The organism is Caballeronia sp. INDeC2 (genome assembly GCF_023631325.1).
Classification (GTDB): Bacteria; Pseudomonadota; Gammaproteobacteria; order Burkholderiales; family Burkholderiaceae; genus Caballeronia.
Map to the genome: position 1 here is coordinate 264941 of NZ_JALQDG010000042.1, position 16350 is coordinate 281290.

Annotated in this window: 15 protein-coding genes; 10 read left to right on the forward strand and 5 right to left on the reverse strand. The window is 63.2% G+C overall.

The features are described 5' to 3' along the window. Positions 1–87: 87 nt before the first annotated feature. Positions 88–993, forward strand: coding sequence for a LysR substrate-binding domain-containing protein (locus NCS28_RS28420; RefSeq protein ID WP_250517109.1), 906 nt, complete (start codon positions 88–90; stop codon positions 991–993). On the opposite strand, the gene NCS28_RS28425 is transcribed toward NCS28_RS28420, so the two are convergent. Further along, positions 971–1864, reverse strand: a complete 894-nt coding sequence (locus tag NCS28_RS28425; RefSeq protein ID WP_250517110.1) for a LysR substrate-binding domain-containing protein — start codon at positions 1862–1864, stop codon at positions 971–973. The two genes, NCS28_RS28420 and NCS28_RS28425, sit on opposite strands and share 23 nt — an antisense overlap. Positions 1865–2107: 243 nt before the next feature. On the opposite strand from NCS28_RS28425, the gene NCS28_RS28430 reads away from it, so the two are divergent. The 8 genes from NCS28_RS28430 to NCS28_RS28465 all read left to right on the forward strand — a co-directional run bounded on the left by NCS28_RS28430 (position 2108) and on the right by NCS28_RS28465 (position 10647). Next, entirely contained in the window at positions 2108–3040 is a 933-nt protein-coding gene (locus NCS28_RS28430; protein WP_250517244.1) for an amidohydrolase family protein, read from the forward strand. Then, a complete protein-coding gene (locus NCS28_RS28435) occupies positions 3040–3972 on the forward strand; it encodes an amidohydrolase family protein (protein WP_250517111.1) in 933 nt (310 codons plus the stop codon). Before NCS28_RS28430 ends, NCS28_RS28435 begins: the two co-directional genes overlap by 1 nt. 55 nt (positions 3973–4027) lie before the next feature. Next, positions 4028–5413 (forward strand): UbiD family decarboxylase, encoded by a 1386-nt coding sequence (locus tag NCS28_RS28440; RefSeq protein WP_250517112.1) that lies wholly within the window; start codon positions 4028–4030, stop codon positions 5411–5413. Further along, complete coding sequence (locus tag NCS28_RS28445; RefSeq protein ID WP_250517113.1) at positions 5410–5982, forward strand: UbiX family flavin prenyltransferase; 573 nt, start codon at positions 5410–5412, stop codon at positions 5980–5982. The genes NCS28_RS28440 and NCS28_RS28445 overlap by 4 nt, the downstream gene beginning before the upstream one ends. Before the next feature lie 21 nt (positions 5983–6003). Next, positions 6004–7056 carry a CobW family GTP-binding protein gene (locus NCS28_RS28450; RefSeq protein ID WP_250517114.1) on the forward strand — a complete coding sequence of 351 codons (1053 nt, stop codon included), beginning with the start codon at positions 6004–6006 and terminating at the stop codon, positions 7054–7056. A gap of 39 nt (positions 7057–7095) precedes the next feature. After that, the gene (locus NCS28_RS28455) at positions 7096–8436 is read left to right on the forward strand and encodes a nucleobase:cation symporter-2 family protein (RefSeq protein WP_250517115.1); all 1341 of its coding nucleotides are present in this window, start codon (positions 7096–7098) and stop codon (positions 8434–8436) included. A gap of 30 nt (positions 8437–8466) precedes the next feature. Beyond that, positions 8467–9846 carry an isoxanthopterin deaminase gene (locus NCS28_RS28460; protein WP_502801250.1) on the forward strand — a complete coding sequence of 460 codons (1380 nt, stop codon included), beginning with the start codon at positions 8467–8469 and terminating at the stop codon, positions 9844–9846. Between the two features lie 66 nt (positions 9847–9912). Beyond that, complete coding sequence (locus NCS28_RS28465) at positions 9913–10647, forward strand: maleate cis-trans isomerase family protein (protein WP_250517117.1); 735 nt, start codon at positions 9913–9915, stop codon at positions 10645–10647. On the opposite strand, the gene NCS28_RS28470 is transcribed toward NCS28_RS28465, so the two are convergent. Both NCS28_RS28470 and NCS28_RS28475 read right to left on the reverse strand, forming a co-directional pair. Beyond that, positions 10631–11620 carry a D-2-hydroxyacid dehydrogenase family protein gene (locus tag NCS28_RS28470; protein WP_250517118.1) on the reverse strand — a complete coding sequence of 330 codons (990 nt, stop codon included), beginning with the start codon at positions 11618–11620 and terminating at the stop codon, positions 10631–10633. The genes NCS28_RS28465 and NCS28_RS28470 overlap by 17 nt on opposite strands. Positions 11621–11651: 31 nt before the next feature. Continuing rightward, positions 11652–13013: an MFS transporter gene (locus NCS28_RS28475; RefSeq protein ID WP_250517119.1), complete on the reverse strand. Its 1362-nt coding sequence runs from the start codon at positions 13011–13013 to the stop codon at positions 11652–11654. Positions 13014–13259: 246 nt separating this feature from the next. Here NCS28_RS28475 and NCS28_RS28480 point away from each other — a divergent pair, with 246 nt between their 5' ends. After that, positions 13260–14009: an alpha/beta fold hydrolase gene (locus NCS28_RS28480; RefSeq protein ID WP_250517120.1), complete on the forward strand. Its 750-nt coding sequence runs from the start codon at positions 13260–13262 to the stop codon at positions 14007–14009. Between the two features lie 13 nt (positions 14010–14022). Here the strand turns inward: NCS28_RS28480 and NCS28_RS28485 are convergent, their stop codons facing one another. Both NCS28_RS28485 and NCS28_RS28490 read right to left on the reverse strand, forming a co-directional pair. Next, entirely contained in the window at positions 14023–14958 is a 936-nt protein-coding gene (locus NCS28_RS28485) for a hydroxymethylglutaryl-CoA lyase (protein ID WP_250517121.1), read from the reverse strand. An 11-nt stretch (positions 14959–14969) separates the two neighbouring features. After that, positions 14970–16331, reverse strand: coding sequence for an MFS transporter (locus NCS28_RS28490; protein WP_250517122.1), 1362 nt, complete (start codon positions 16329–16331; stop codon positions 14970–14972). Positions 16332–16350 lie beyond the last annotated feature (19 nt).

Here is a 16350-nt window from a genome sequence, read left to right on the forward strand (position 1 = left end):
GTTCGTGTTTGCGGCCATTATGGGAAGTCGCCGCAGAGGAACGCCAGCGACGATTTCTTTGATCATCCGTAAGCCCGGCTAACACCCATGCTGAAGCGCTATCCTTCGATTCAGTCGATGCAGGCCTTTTTGCAGGCCGCGCGCGCCGGCAGCTTTTCGAGCGCGGCGCGTCAGTTGTCGCTCACGCATAGCGCGATCAGCCAGCAGATCCGCACGCTCGAAGAGTTCGTCGGCCAGCCGCTTTTCGTGCGCGAAGGCGCGCGCGTAGTGCTCACCGACGCGGGCGCGCTCTTCGCCAATCAACTCGGCGACGGCTTCGAGCAAATCGATCGTGCGTTGTCGTCGGTGAAGGAGCGCGCGGTGAAGCAGTCGATCACGCTCGACGTCGATCCCGAACTCGCGCAAAGCTGGCTCGTCGCGCGGCTGCCCGCGTTGCTCAGCGCGTTGACGGGTACATCGCTGACCGTGCTGTCCGCGCCGCGCCACGACCGCAGCGCGTTCGAGCGCGTGGATCTCGCGCTGCGTTACGGCTATGGCGAATGGGACGGCTTAGAGAATGCGCTGATATGCGGCGATCGTCTGACGGTCATGGGTTCGCCCGCATTGCTGAACGCGCGCGGACTCGCGGTGCCGCTTGCGCCGCAACACGTGCTCGCGCTGCCTTTGCTCGGCTACACGAAACGTTCATGGATACCGTGGCTCGCCGCCGCGGGTCTGCCGGAGGTGGAACCGCATGCGGTCGCCGTCTTCGACAACGCAGCGGGCTTGATCGCGGCCGCGAGCGCGGGCGTGGGCGTCGGGCTCGCGCGTGGCCTGCTCGCCGCCGATGCGCAACGCGACGGCAGGCTGATCGAACTCACGCAGGTCGAGATCCCGACGCACTACAACCTATACGCCGTGTGGCCGCGCGAGAAATCGGCACGCGTGGCGCCGCTCGTCGATGCGATACGCGCGCTCGTCGCGCAAACGGTCAACGCGCGCGATCGGCGCTGACGACTTCGCGCACCGTATCGAGAAACCGCGCCAGCACCGGCGACGGCGTTTCCGCGCGATAACGCGCATGCAGCGACACTTCCGGACGCGGCGCGGCGAGCGGCACGAAGGCGACACCACCTCCCGACAACTGCTCCGCCGACGCCGGCAAGAGCGCCACGCCAAGCCCCTCGCGCAAGAGACATAGCAGCGTGTGCAGTTCAACGACTTCCTGCTCGATGCGCGGCGTGAACCCCGCGTCGACACAACAGTCGCGCAGAAACCGCGCGAGTTGCGACTGCAGCAAACCGAACGACAGGAAGCGCTCGGCTTCGAGTTCGCGCAGCGCGATCTCCTTGCGTGACGCGAACGGGTGCGTCAGCGGGAGCGCGACCACGGCGGGTTCGCGCAGCACGACTTCGCTCACGATCTCCGGATCTTCGTGCGACACGCGAAAGAAACACACATCGAGCCGGCGCTCTTTCAACGCCTGAATCTGCGCGGCGGGCGTCATCTCGTGCAGTGTCCATCTCACTTGAGGATGCTTGCGTGCGAACACGCCGAGCGCGCGTGGAATGGGCTCGACCATCGCCGAGCTGATGACGCCGATCTCAAGGCTTCCCACTTCGCCGCGTCCCGCGCAACGCGTGAGATCGATCGCGCGCTCGAACTGCGCGAAGATCAGCGGCGCCTGTTCCTTCAGTGTTTTCCCTGCCTCGGTGAGCTCGACGCGATGTTGCGAGCGCAAGAACAGCGCTGTGCCCATCTCCTCTTCGAGGATGCGGATCTGCTGACTCAGCGGCGGCTGCGAAATGTGCAGGCGCGCGGCCGCGCGGCCGAAATGCAGTTCATCGGCGAGCACCGCGAAGTACCGCAAAAGCCGCATGTCCATATCGCCAACGTATCAAGGTCGTGGTCAAAAAATATTGTACAGAGCGTGCATAACTTGTGAGACTGCATCGCAAGCAGCAGTGCACGTCAGTGTGACACTCGATGCCGGCGAGGGGAAGACGCAATCACGACGCGTCTTGCAAAAGGCTGCATGGGCAAGCTCGCAAGAGCTTTCGTTCCATCGACGCGCCTGCCCGCGATCCGGCAACTGGACAAGCCAGTTCCCCTCAAGGAGATCGAGACCATGATCATCGACACGAGCTGTTATCCGACCAATCTCGTCGACCTCGCCTGGCGGCACGACGGCGATCCCTTCTCAGGCGAGCGCCTGATCGAAGTGATGGACGGACCGTACATCATCAACGGCAAGCCGCGCCGTATCGACAAAGCCTTTATTCAACCGCCGCAAGGCAACACCATCTATACGTGGACCGACGGCGTGAAGAGCGGCCGCGAGTCGATCGACGACTATATGGCGTACACCGTCGAGATGACGCAGACGTATCCCGAACGCCTGCTCGGCTGCTTCGTCTATAACCCGCGCTGCGGCCCGCAGAACGGCGCCGACGCGATCGAGTTCTATGCGAAGGAACACGGCTTCAGGATGGTGCAGTTGCAGGCGAACATGCATGCGTATCGCCCGGACCGCGCGCTCGACTGGCTGCGCCCCGCGTTGCGCAAATGCGCGGACCTCGGGCTCATCGTGAAGCTGCATACCGGCGACGGTCCGTACAGCATTCCGAGCGAGTGGTATCCGCTGATCCGCGAGTTTCCGTCGGTGCCGTTCATCATGGCGCACTTCGGCGTGCAGACCGGTGGCGTGTATTGCTTCGAGCCGTATCAGATGGCGCTCGATACGCCGAACGTCTATTGCGAATCGAGCTGGTGTCTGCAATCGCGCATCGTCGAGTTCGCGAAGGTATTGCCCACGCACAAGATCCTCTACGGCTCGGACACGCCGCCCAACGAGCCGGGCATGTGGCTGCGCCTGCTCGAAGTGCTCTGCCACGAGCCGCCGCAGGGCCTCAATCTCGACGAAGACACGCTCGAGGACTATCTCGGCAACAACCTCGCGCGCATGCTCGGCATCGAACCGAGCGCGCCGCCTAGGACCGTGGAAGAAGCCCGGGCCTATCTCGACCAATACAAAGAAGCAGACTACGCAGGAGCGCGCTGATGATCATCGATACCCATCTGCATCCGACCAATCTCGTCGACGAAGCCTGGCGGCATACGGGCGAGCCTTTCACCGGCGAGCGTCTGCTGAAGATGATGGACGGCCCGTACATCATCAACGGCAAGCCGCGACGCATCGACATGGGCTTCATTCAGCCGCCGCCCGGCAACACCGGGTATCGCGACGGCAACCGGCGCGGTCGTGAAGGCATCCGCGATTACATGTCGTATATCGCCGAGCTTACGCAAAAGTATCCGGACCGCTTCATCGGCAACTTCACGTACAACCCGCGCTGGGGTCCGGAGAACGGCGCGGCGGAGCTCGAGTTTCATGTGAAGGAATACGGCTTCAAGATGCTCAAGCTGCACGCGAACATGCACGGCTATCGGCCGGATCGCGCGCTCGACTGGCTGCGTCCGGCGATGAAGAAGTGCGCCGAGCTAGGCGTCGTCGTGCTGATCCATACCGGCGACGGCCCGTACACGATTCCGACGCAGTTCTATCCCATCATCCGCGAATTCCCTATGGTGAATTTCATCATCGGTCACTTCGGGATTCAAACCGGCGGCAATTACTCGTTCGAAGCCTTCTGGATGGCGATGGATACGCCCAACGTCTATTGCGAGTCGGGCTGGTGCTATCAGTCGCGCATCGTCGAGTTTGCGCGCGAATTGCCGCGCAACAAGATCGTGTTCGGCACCGATTCGCCGCCGAACGAGCCGGGCATGTGGCTGCGCGAGCTGGAGATGTTGTGCGGTCCCGCACCGCAGGGCATGGATCTCGACGAGGACGGCCTGGAAGACTATATGGGCAACAACATCGCGCGGCTGGTCGGCATCGAACCGACGAAGCCACCGAAGGATCTTGCCGAGGCGGAGAAGCGATTGAAGGCCACGTATGTGAAGAGCGACGAAGCCGCGCAGACAGCCTGACATCACGCGGGCGCGGTTGTTCACGCGCCCCTTCTTCCTTTCGACGGAGCTCACGATGGCCGATAACATCTTTCGCGCCACGCAGGACTTTCATTGCTTTGCGCACGCGTATCGCGAGCAGTATCCGGACGATGTGCTGACGCTTACGCAGCGCCTGTCCGCCGATCAGGACGTCACCGCGATCGTCGCGGCGCTCGCATCGCGCGGACAGCATCCGATGATCGTGTGCGAGAACGTCGATGGCATCGGCACGCCTTTGGCGACGAACTTCTTCGCCTCGCGCGAGCGTATCGCCCGCTTGTTCGACGTCGATGCGCCGGGTCTCTTCGACGCATATCAGCTGTGCGCGAACGCACCGATCGCGCCGGTGCATGTCGCGAGCGGCCCCGTGCTCGATGAAGTGATCGAAGGCGATGCAGTCGATCTCACGCGCCTGCCGATGATCCGCCACTTCGCCACCGATCGCGGCCCGTACATCACCAACGCGGTGATCGTCGCGGAAGACCCGGTGACTGGCATCGCCAATCTCAGCTATCACCGTTCGATGCTGCATGCGAAGAACGCGCTCGCGACGAGCCTGCATTCGCGCGGCCACCTGTGGCGCATGCTGCAAACGGCGAAGGCGCGCGGCGACACGCTGAAGGTCGCGATGGTCGTCGGCGCGCATCCGTTGTTCATGCTCGCGGCGGCCTCGCGTGTGCCATTCGGCTTCGATGAGCGCGCCATTGCCGGTGGACTCTTCGGTGCGCCGCTGGAGCTCGTGCGCACGCCGCGTCACGGCATCGGCGTGCCCGCAGCCGCGGAGTTCGTGCTGGAAGGCGCGATCGATCCCGATGCGCGCGCCGAAGAAGGTCCGTTCGGCGAGTTCACGGGCTATTCATCGGATCGTTCGACCAACAACGTACTGCACGTCGACACGATGATGCGCCGTCGCGATGCGTGGCTCATCGATGTCGTCGGCGGTCCGTATGCCGAGCATCTCACGCTCGCCCGCCTGCCGCGCGAGGCCGAAATGAGCGAGAAGCTGAAGGCGCGTTTTCCTTCGGTCACGGCGCTGCACTACCCGAACTCGGGCACGCACTTCCACTGTTACGTCGCGCTGAATCAGACACGCGATGGCGAAGCGCGTCAGATCATGCTCGCGCTGCTCGGCTGGGATCCGTATCTCAAGCATGTCGTCGCCGTCGATAGCGACATCGACATCACGGACGACTCGCAGGTGCTCTGGGCGATGGCCGCGCATGCGCAGCCGCACGAGGACGTATTCATCGTCGGCGGCTTGCCGGGCAGTCCGCTCGATCCTTCTTCGTCCGTGGACGGCACCACGTCGCGCATGGGTATCGACGCGACGCGCGGCTCGCGTTTCGACGGCATACGCGCGCGCATCGGCGAAGACGCCATGCGGCGCGCAACGGACATCTTGCAAGGAGCCGCGCGATGAGCACGCGACGCATCGCGGTGGGCATCAGCGGCGCGTCGGGTTTCGCGTACGGCGTGCGCCTGCTCGAATTGCTGCGCGAACTCGATATCGAAACGCATCTGACCATCTCGCGCAGCGCGCTCCTGACGATGGCGCACGAGACCGACTACAAGCTCGCCGATGTCAGCGCGCTCGCAAGCGTCACGTATCGATGCGACGACATGGCCGCCGCCATTTCCAGCGGATCGTTCCGCACGCTGGGCATGATCGTCGCGCCCTGTTCGATGAAGACGCTCGCGGAGATCGCAAGCGGCATTTCATCGAGCCTCATCTCGCGCGCCGCCGACGTCACGCTCAAGGAGCGCCGCCCGCTCGTGCTGCTGGCACGCGAAACGCCGTACACGCTGGCGCATCTGCGCAACATGATCGCCGTCACCGAGATGGGCGGGATCGTCGCGCCGCCGGTGCCCGCGTTCTATGCGCGCCCCGCTTCACTCGACCAGATGATCGACCACACGCTCGGCCGCGTGCTCGATCTGTTCGGTCTGGATTGCAATGTGGTTCGGCGCTGGAAGCAACACGAAGCCTGACTGACTCAAAGGAGACAAGCGATGACTCATATCCACACCACGCACAACACGTTCGACAAGATTCCCGTCACGGTGCTGACGGGCTTTCTCGGCGCTGGCAAAACGACGCTGCTCAACTACATCCTGCGCGAGAAGCACGGCCACAAGATCGCGGTGATCGAGAACGAGTTCGGCGAAGTCGGCATCGATGGCGGACTCGTGCTCGAATCGACCGAAGAAATCTATGAAATGACCAATGGCTGTGTATGCTGCGTCGGCGCGGTGCGCGAGGACCTCGTGCGCATCGTGAGAATGCTCGTGGAGCGGCCCGAGCGGCTCGATCACATCATCGTCGAGACGAGCGGGCTTGCCGATCCGTATCCGGTCGCGCAGACCTTTTTCATCGGCGATCCGATCGCGCAACGCGTGACGCTCGACGCCGTCGTGACAATGGTCGATGCGAAGCACATCGCCGCGCATCTCGACGATCTCGTGCTCGATGGCCGGGACAATCAGGCCGTCGATCAGATCGTGTGCGCGGATCGCATCGTCGTCAACAAGGTGGATCTCGTGACGCCGCAGGATATCGCGTCGTTGAAAGAGCGGCTTCGCGGACTCAACGCGACGGCTGAGATCGTCGAGTCGAGCTATGCACGGATCGATCTGCGCAGGATTCTCGGCGTGGGCGCGAACGAGTTCGCGCAGCAACTCGTCGAAGCGGACGACGCGCACGATCGCCACGACCACGACCATCACCATGAAGATCACGACGATCACCATCACGATGAAAGCGTGACGTCTGTCGGCATCGAAGTCGATGCGGATATCGATCTCGACGCGCTTCAGACATGGCTCGCCGAAATGCGCGCATCGGACGCGACGAACCTCTTCCGCATGAAGGGCATCTTCGCGGTGAAAGGACAGCCGTATCGATACGTGCTGCAAGGCGTGCACGACATCATCGAACTGCGTGCGGCGCAGGCCTGGGGCTGCGAGCCGCGTTCGAGCCGCATCGTGTTCATCGGGCGCGAGCTCGACCGCGCCGCGTTGACCGAACGCTTCCATGCCTGCCTTGCCGTTCCGATCGCGGCGTAACGAACACCCCCGCCGACAACGATAATCAGGAGACACGTGATGAACCCCGACCAACACCCCGTCGATCGCGTCCTGCCCAAGCGGCAGATGATCACGCTCGGCCTGCAGCACATGCTCGTCGCTTATATCGGCGCGATTGCCGTGCCGTTGATCGTCGCATCCGCATTGAAGATGTCGCCCGCCGACACCACCGTGCTCATCAGCACGGCGCTCTTCTGCTCGGGCATCTCGACGGTGCTGCAGACCGTCGGCATCTGGAAGTTCGGCGTGCGCCTGCCGATTCTGCAAGGTGTCGCGTTCAGCAGCGTGGGGCCGGTCATCGCGATCGGCATGAGTCCGGGCGTCGGCTTCGCGGGCGTGTGCGGCGCGGTGATCGGCGCGGGCGTGTTCACGATGTTCGCCGCGCCGCTCGTCGGACGTCTGCGGCGCTTCTTTCCGCCTGTCGTGACCGGCTGCATCGTCACCGTGATCGGACTGCAACTCTTTCCCGTCGCGTATCAATGGGCGGGCGGCGGCGAGAACGCGCGTCAGCACTTCGGCGCGCTGCCCTTCCTGTGCGTCGCGCTCTTCGTCGCGCTGGTCATTCTCGCCGTCAACCGCTTCGCCAATGCGTTCCTGCGCAACCTGTCGGTGTTGATCGGTCTCGTCGCGGGCAGCGTGCTGGCGTGCGCGCTCGGCATGGGCGACTTCGGCAGCGTCGCCAGCGCGCCCTGGTTCACGATGCCGCTGCCGTTTCACTTCGGCATGCCCGTGTTCTCCGTGGTGCCCGTGCTGACCATGATCGTCGTCATGGTCGTGCAGATGGTCGAGTCGATGGGGCTCTTCGTCGCGATCGGCGATATCGTCGACAAGAACATCAGCGAGGAAGACGCCGTGCGCGGCATGCGCGCGAACGGTCTCGCGAGCGCGATCGCCGGCATGTTCGCCGCGTTTCCGTTCATCGCGTTCATGGAGAACGTCGGCCTCGTCATTCTGACCGGCGTGCGCAGCCGATGGGTCGTCGCGGTGAGCGGCGTGCTCATGTGCGTCGTCGCGCTGGTGCCGAAGATCGGCGCGGTCGTGGCCGCGACGCCCGCGGCTGCGCTCGGGGGCGCGGGTGTCGCGATGTTCGGCGTCGTGGTCGCGGCGGGCGTGCAGACGCTCTCCAAAGTGGACTTCGAGCGCAATCGCTACAACGTGCTGATCGTCGGCTTCACGATCGCGACCGCGCTCATTCCCGTGATGGCCCCGCAAGTCTTCAAGCAGATGCCGGAGTGGACGCAGCCCTTCGTGCACAGCGGCGTCGTGCTCGCATGCCTCGTATCGGTCGTACTGAACGCCGTGCTCAACGGCGCGCACGAAGAAGACGACGTGCCCGCGCACAGCATGGTGCGCGAGTAAAACGTGATGACAGGACAACTCTTCATGAACATGAAAAACGAAGCGCTGCTGATCAGGAATCCCGTCGCGGTGATGAGCGGCTTGCGCGGCGATGACGCGCGTCTCGGCCAGGTCGACATTCGTATTCGCAACGGCATCATCGAGACTATCGCCCCGAATCTCGAAGCACGCGACGATGAGCGCGTCATCGATGCGAGCGCGTGCATCGTCTATCCCGGCTGGGTGAACACGCATCATCATCTGTTCCAGAATCTGCTCAAGGCGGTGCCTTCCGGCATCAACGCGGACTTGCAGGAATGGCTCGCGGCCGTGCCGTATCCGCGACTCGCGCGCTTCACGCCGGACCTCGCGCGCGTCGCCGCACGCCTCGGCATGGCCGAGCTGCTCTTGTCGGGTGTGACGACGTGCGCGGATCATCACTATCTTTATCACGCGGATGGCACTACCGAGACCGGCGATCTGCTCTTCGACGAAGCGGCGTCGTTCGGCCTGCGCTTCGTGCTATGCCGCGGCGGTGCGTTACAGGCGGCGGGCGATCATCCGGGCTTCTCGAAGGTCGCGCTCAAACCCGAGACGCTCGATCAGATGCTCGCCGATATCGAACGTCTGAAGGCACGCTATCACGATGCGCACGCGGCATCGATGCGCCGCGTCGTCGTCGCACCGACGACACCGACCTTCTCGCTGCCGCCCGCGCTGCTGCCCGAAATCGCGCGTGCGGCGCGCGGCATGGGTCTGCGCATGCATACGCACCTGTCGGAGACGCGGCGCTATGTCGATTTTTGCCGCGAGCGCTTCGACAAGCTGCCGGTCGAGTTCGTCGCCGATCATGAATGGCTCGGGCCCGATGTATGGTTCGCGCATCTCGTGCATCTCGAAGCGAGCGAAATCGCCATGCTCGCCGAAACGGGTAGCGGCTGCTCGCACTGCCCTGTCAGCAACGCGCGACTCGGCAGCGGCATCGCGCCCGCGCCGGCGATGGCCGCGGCGGGCGTGCCGATGTCGCTCGCGGTGGATGGCGTCGCGTCGAACGAATCGGGCAGCATGATCAACGAGGCGCATTTCGCGTGGCTCGTGCATCGCGCGGCGCAGGGCGCGTCGGCGACAACCGTCGAAGAGACCATTCATTGGGGCAGCGCGGGCGGCGCGGGCGTGCTCGGCCTCGATGCGGTCGGCTCGATCCAAGTCGGCAAGGCCGCGGATCTCGTGCTGTACGACATCGACGATCCGCGCTTCTACGGCTTTCACGATCTCGCGGTGGCGCCGGTGACGGCGGGAGAGCCCGCGAGCGTGCGCTACAACATCGTGAACGGGCGTGTGGTCGTCGATGAGGGCGTGATTCCGGGCCTTGATCTCGATGCTTTGCGTCGTGAGGCCGCTGAGGGGGTGAAAGTCTTGCTGGCGGACTAAAGCACGTTAGGCGATTCTTCATGGCCCTAAACAAACGTCCCTAACACACACCAGAGAGGCGTAACCATGCAAACGAACCGATCGAGGATCGGCATTCTGACGCCCTCCTCCAACACGGCACTCGAACCAATCACCTGCGCGATGCTAAGCGCGCTGCCCCACGTAAGCGCGCACTTCGCGCGCTTCACCGTGACGGAGATCAGCCTGACGAATCAGGCGCTCGGCCAGTTCGACGTCAATCGCATTCTCGACGCCGCGAAGCAACTCGCCGATGCGCGCGTCGATGTAATCGGCTGGAGCGGCACGTCGGCGGGCTGGCTGGGCTTCGAGCGCGACGAGGCGCTATGCCGACAGTTGACTGAAGCGACCGGCATTCCCGCAACGACATCGGTGCTGGCGTTGAACGAGATTCTCGTAAAGACGGGCGTGCGCCGGCTTGCTCTCGTGTCGCCCTATATCGACGACGTGCAGACGCGCATCATCCGCAACTACGAGAACATCGGGATCGAGTGCGTGGCGGAACGGCATCTGGGACTGAGGGAGAATTTCAGCTTCGCCGAAGTGCCCGACACGCTTCTCACCGACATGATGCGCGAAGCCGCCTTCGCCCGTCCCGATGCAGTGACGACGTTCTGCACGAATCTGCATGCGGCGCATCTCGCGCAATCGTTCGAGCGCGATACGGGCATTCCCGCTTACGACACGGTCGCGACGGTCGTGTGGAAAGCGCTCCGCATGCTCGATGTGGATACGTCGCCGCTATTGGAATGGGGAACGCTCTTCGCTATGCGCCTTGAGTGATGTAACTGATTTCGCGTTTCGCGGGCGTCAGCACGCGGACAGGCGCACCCGCGATCCACGCTCGAATGTTTTCGACCGACTCGCCGTAATAGATGCGATAAGACTCGTCGGTGACATAGCCGATGTGCGATGTCGCGATCACATTGTCCATCGATCGGAATGGATGATCTGCGGGCAACGGCTCCTGATCGAAAACATCGAGCGCGGCGGCCGCTATCCGTTCTTCGCGCAGCGCATCGATCAGCGCCTTTTCATTGACGATCGGTCCGCGCGCCGTGTTGACCAGCAGCGCGTGCGGCTGCATCATCGCGAGCTCTTTCGCGTCGATGAGATTGCGTGTGCGGTCTGAAAGCCGTACGTGAATCGAAAGAATGTCGCTCGTGGCGAGCAATTCTTCCTTGGAGACATAACATGCGCCGAACTTCGCGGCCGACTCCGGCGTCATGTTCTGGCTCCATGCGATCGTGCGCATGCCGAACGCCTGCGCGACTCGCGCGGTCGCGCCGCCGGTGTAACCCAGACCCAGAAGGCCGATGGTTTTGCCATGCAAGTCACCGCCGACCGACACTTGCCAGCCTCCCTTCCTGAACGATGCGACTTCGCTCGGGATGTGCCGCGTCGCGGCGAGAATGAGCGCCCAGGCGAGTTCCGCCGCGGCCGTCGGCGATGACGCGGTCCCGCATACCGTGATGCCCAGTGCATGCGCTGCTTCGATATCGATGGCCGCGTTCCACGGCCCCGTGCTCGCCAGCAACTTCAGATTCGGCAGCTTCGACAGGACACTTCGAGTGAACCAGGTGCGCTCGCGCATCACGCAAAGAATGTCGTAAGGACGCAGACGTTCGACCAACTCGTTCTCGTCACTGATCGTGTTCGTGAAGACGGTGATGTCGGCGTGTTCGCACAAGCTGTTCCAGTCTCCGAATCGGAGCGCGGTGTTCTGGAAATCATCGAGAATGGCAATGTTATGCATATGTCTTGACCGGTTCCTGTCGAGGTGCGGATCAACGCCGCGCTTCCGTATGACGTCTGAAGCCGAGCAGCATGACGAGAATGCCCGACACGAGTATGGCCGTCATCACGTAAAGGCCGCTGACGAGCGTTCCCGTCGCGGTCTTGAGCCATCCGATGACGAAGGGACTGCAAAAGCCGCTCAGCAAGCCGATGCAGTTGACGAAAGCGATGCTCGTCGCTGCCGCCGGCGACCCGTTCAGGTAATCCGCCGCCAGCGACCAGATAAGCACGTTCGTCGCGAAGATACCCACGCACGCGATCGTCAGCAGCGTGACGGTCAGGGCGGGAGAGTTCGTCGGATGCGATACGAGCAACAAGGCGACAGCGCCGACGATACCCGCGATAGCCGCATGCCAACGCCGCTCGAGCATTCGATCCGAGCTTCGGCTGATCGCGACCATGCCAATCGCGCCCATGCCGTATGGTATGACGGCAAGCCATCCGAGCAAAGAGAGATTCGTAATGCCCGAGTCTTTCATGACGGTCGGAAGCCAGAACGTCACCGAATAGGTTCCGCAGACAAAGGCGAAATCGATGAACGCAAGCATATAGACCTTGGGATCCGAAAGCGCCTCGGCGAGCTTCGCATGACCGTTGTGCCCGGCCCGGCGCTTGCGCTCCATCTCCACTTCGAAGCCCTGACGAAGCACGTTCTTCTCCGCTTCGGTGAGCCACTTCGCCTTGTCGATGTTATCGTCCAGCAGGAATAACGTGACCAGACCGAGCACGACCGCCGGCAACGCCTCGACGATATAAAGCCATTGCCATCCGGCGAGATTGGCGACATGAGCAAGACTCGTCATCGCCCATCCGGAGACCGGGCCGCCGACGAGACCCGCGACCGGAAAGCCCACCATGAAGCACGCGATGATCACGCCGCGCCTTCTTTCCGGAAACCACGAGCTCAGGTAGAAAATCACGCCGGGGAAGAAGCCCGCCTCGAATACGCCGAGCAGCAAACGCACGATATAAAACTGCGTGACGTTCGTCACGAACGCCGAGCATGCCCCGACGATTCCCCAGCAGATCATGATGCGCGCGATGGTTCTTTTCGCGCCCATGCGCCTCAGCAGCATCGCGCTCGGCACTTCCAGCAAGCAGTACGAGAGAAAGAAGATGCCCGCGCCCAGACCATACACGCTATCGCTGAAGCCGAGCGCGTCCTGCATCTGAAGCTTTGCGAAGCCGACATTGATGCGATCCAGGAACGCGACGACGTAACACACGAAGAGCAAGGGCACGATGCGCAGCGTGACTCGCAAGTAGAGCGCTCGCTCATGCGCGCTTGGAGTGGAGCCGGATTGAAGCGCATCGGCTGACGCCGGATCGGAATTTAGAACGGACTCGTTCACTCGCTGTCTCCATGTTTTACGGCGTGGGCTAACGTGATCGACGCACTTCTGCTCCATCCCCAACATGCTTCGCCAGTCTAAGAAGAATCGATGCGCGAAGATAATGAAAAGTACAGATCAGGTGAGACGCGCGGGTTATATCGGTGATAACCAGAATCAGCGGTTGCGTAGCGGCTTTATCTCTGCGACGATTCATCGGGCATGTGTCATTCGTTCTTTCTCGTATGAATTCATCAGGAGACCGACTTGAAAGGCAGCACACGGAAGAACAACTTCGTCCTCATCCACGGCGCATGGCACGGCGGCTGGGTCTGGCGATCCGTCGCCGAGGAATTGATCGCGCGCGGCCATCGCGTCGTGGCGCCGACGATGACCGGGCTCGGTGAACGCCACCATCTGCTTGCATCGGTCACGTCGCTGGATGTGAATATCGCCGATATCGTCAATGTCATCGAAGCGGAAGAATTGAACGATGTCGTATTGGTCGGCCACAGCTATGGCGGTCTCGTTGCATCGGGCGTCGCCGATCGCATTCCCCACGCGCTGCGCAAGCTCGTCTTTCTCGACAGCCTGCTCGTAGAGAACGGCCAATGCGCGTTCGATATCCTGCCCGCGAGCGTCGTCGACGAGCGCATGGCATCGGTGCGGGCGAGCGGCCAGTCGCTCGGGATGCCCGTCAACGGGTTGAAGGGCACCGGCATACCGGACGATCATCCGCGTGCGGACTGGGTGCGTCGGCGGCTCACGCCGCATCCGCTCGCGACGTACACCACGCCGCTCGTGCTCGAACATCCGCTCGGCAACAGGCTGCCTTGCACCTACGTGCATTGCGCGAATCCTTCGTACGACACGCTTGCGCCCGTGCGCGAGCGTGTCCGGTCGCAACACCCGGGCTGGGGCTGGGAGAGCATCGACACAGGCCACGACGCGATGGTGCTCGCGCCCACCCTGCTCGCCGATCTGCTCGAACGGCTCGCAGCAGCGTCCCAGCCCTAGCCCGGCAAGCGGCTCACGCCGCGATCGCCTCCCGATGTACGAAAGTCCTTGGCAATCCCGCGCGAGCGATCGCGCCCGTGAACGGCTCGCCGGGCAGCCATCCGGCGATCGTCTCGCGAATCGCCAGCAGCCGGTCGATATCGATGCCCGTGCGCAGCCCTTGCGCTTCGAGCATGAACACCGTGTCCTCGGTATTGATGTTGCCCGTCGCGTTGGGCGCGAACGGACAGCCGCCGAGGCCGCCGAGCGATGCATCGAACGCACGCACGCCGGCATCGAGCGCGGCCGTCACATTGGCGAGGCCGAGACCACGCGTATCGTGGAAATGGCAGGCCACGGGCAACGGCCCCGTAAGCGCCAGGACCCGTTTCATGAGCGCACGCACTTGCGCGGGATTCGCGTAGCCGACCGTATCGGCAATGGTGATCTCCTGCGCGCCGGCTTCCATCAGCGATTCGACGAGCCCGAGCACGATGCTTTCGTCGACCTCGCCCGCGATCGTGCAGCCGAACGCGGTCGCCACGCCCGCGCCGAGCATCACGTCGCGGCCCAGTTCGTCGCGCGCCGCCGCGATGCGCACGAAGTCCTCCACCGACTCCGCCGTACTGCGCCGCACGTTCTTCAGGTTGTGCTCGTTGCTCGCGGACAGCACGTAATGCACCTTGCTCAATCCCACGTCGAATGCGCGTTGCGCGCCCTTCAGGTTCGGCACCAGCGCCGCGGCATGAAGCCCCTCGATAGCGAGCGCGCCCGCCGCAACCTCGACCGCGTCCGCGAATTGCGGCACGACTTTCGGCGGCACGAACGAGGTCACTTCGATATCGGTCACGCCTGCATCGACCAGACGCGCGCACCATTCGAGCTTCTGCTCGCTCGTGAGTATCGTGCGCACCATCTGCAGGCCATCGCGCAAGCCGACTTCCCGTATCTGCACATCTCTTTCGATCATGTCTGCTCCCATCAGATCGTCGCGTCCGCGACTGCATCGTTGCCTTCGTCCGTGTGGCCGACGCCGGCCACTGCGGCCGATGTCTTCGGTGCGAGCACCACCGCCGCGATGGCGCCGAGCACCATCAGGAGCGCGATCGCGCCGAGACCGCCGACCATGCTGTTGGTCATCGTCTTGATCGAGCCGATGATCATCGGGCTCACGAAACCGCCGAGCAGCCCCACGCAATTGATCACCGCGACGCCGCCCGCCGCGCCGCTGCCGCGAATGTAATCGGTCGAGATCGCCCAGATCAGCGGATTGGGCGCGAGGATGCCCGCCGTCGCCACCGACAACGCCGCAAGCGACAGCGCCAGATTGCCCGTCGTGAAGGCCGCGACGACGAGGCCGGCTGCGCCGAACACCATCGCGACGGCGCAATGCCAGCGCCGTTCCATCGTGCGATCCGAATGACGGTTGAGCATGATGAGCGCGACCCAGCTCACGAAATACGGAATCGCCGAATAGCAGCCGATCTGCAACGCGCTCGACACGCCTGCGCTCTTGATGAGCGTCGGCAGCCAGAAGCCGATCGCGAACACGCCCGCGATCTGCGTGAACCACACGAAGCCCATCACGTAGACGCGAAAATCCTTCAGCGCGCGGGCGAAGGTGTGCTCCGCGTGCTTGCTCGACACGCTCGAACTCTTGCGAATGTCGGCGAGCACGACGGCCTTCTCGTTCTCGGTGAGCCACTTCGCCTGCTGCGGGCCGTCATCGAGAAAGAAGAACGCGGCCACGCCGAGCACGCTCGCGGGCAAGCCTTGCACGATGAACATCCACTGCCAGCCGTGCAAGCCGAAGTAGCCGTTGAAGTACGTCATCAGCGCGCCCGACAACGGCCCGCCGAACAGGCCCGCGATGCCGGTCGCGCAGGTGAAGATGGCGATGACCTTGGCGCGCCGCTCGACCGGATACCAGCGCGTGAGATAGAAGATCACGCCGGGATACAGCCCGGCCTCCGCGAGCCCGAGAAAGAAGCGCACGGTGTAGAGATGCGAAGGCAGCGTGACGAACGCCGTGCCCGCCGCGATCAAGCCCCACAGAATCATGATGCGCGAGAAGGTGCGTTTGACGCCGATGCGCGCGAGCAGCAGATTGCTGGGCACTTCCATCAGCACGTAGCCGAGAAAGAAGATGCCCGCGCCGATGCTGTAGGTGAGATCGCTGAAGCCCACGTCGTGCTTCATGTCGAGTTGCGCGATGCCGATGTTGATGCGATCGAGGAACGCGAACACGTAGCACAGGAACAGGAACGGTATCAGCCTGCGCGTGATTTTGGCGTACGTCGCTTCGGCGGTTGGCCTGTCGAAGCTGCCGATGTCGGGTGTCATGTCTGTCTCCTCCGGTGAG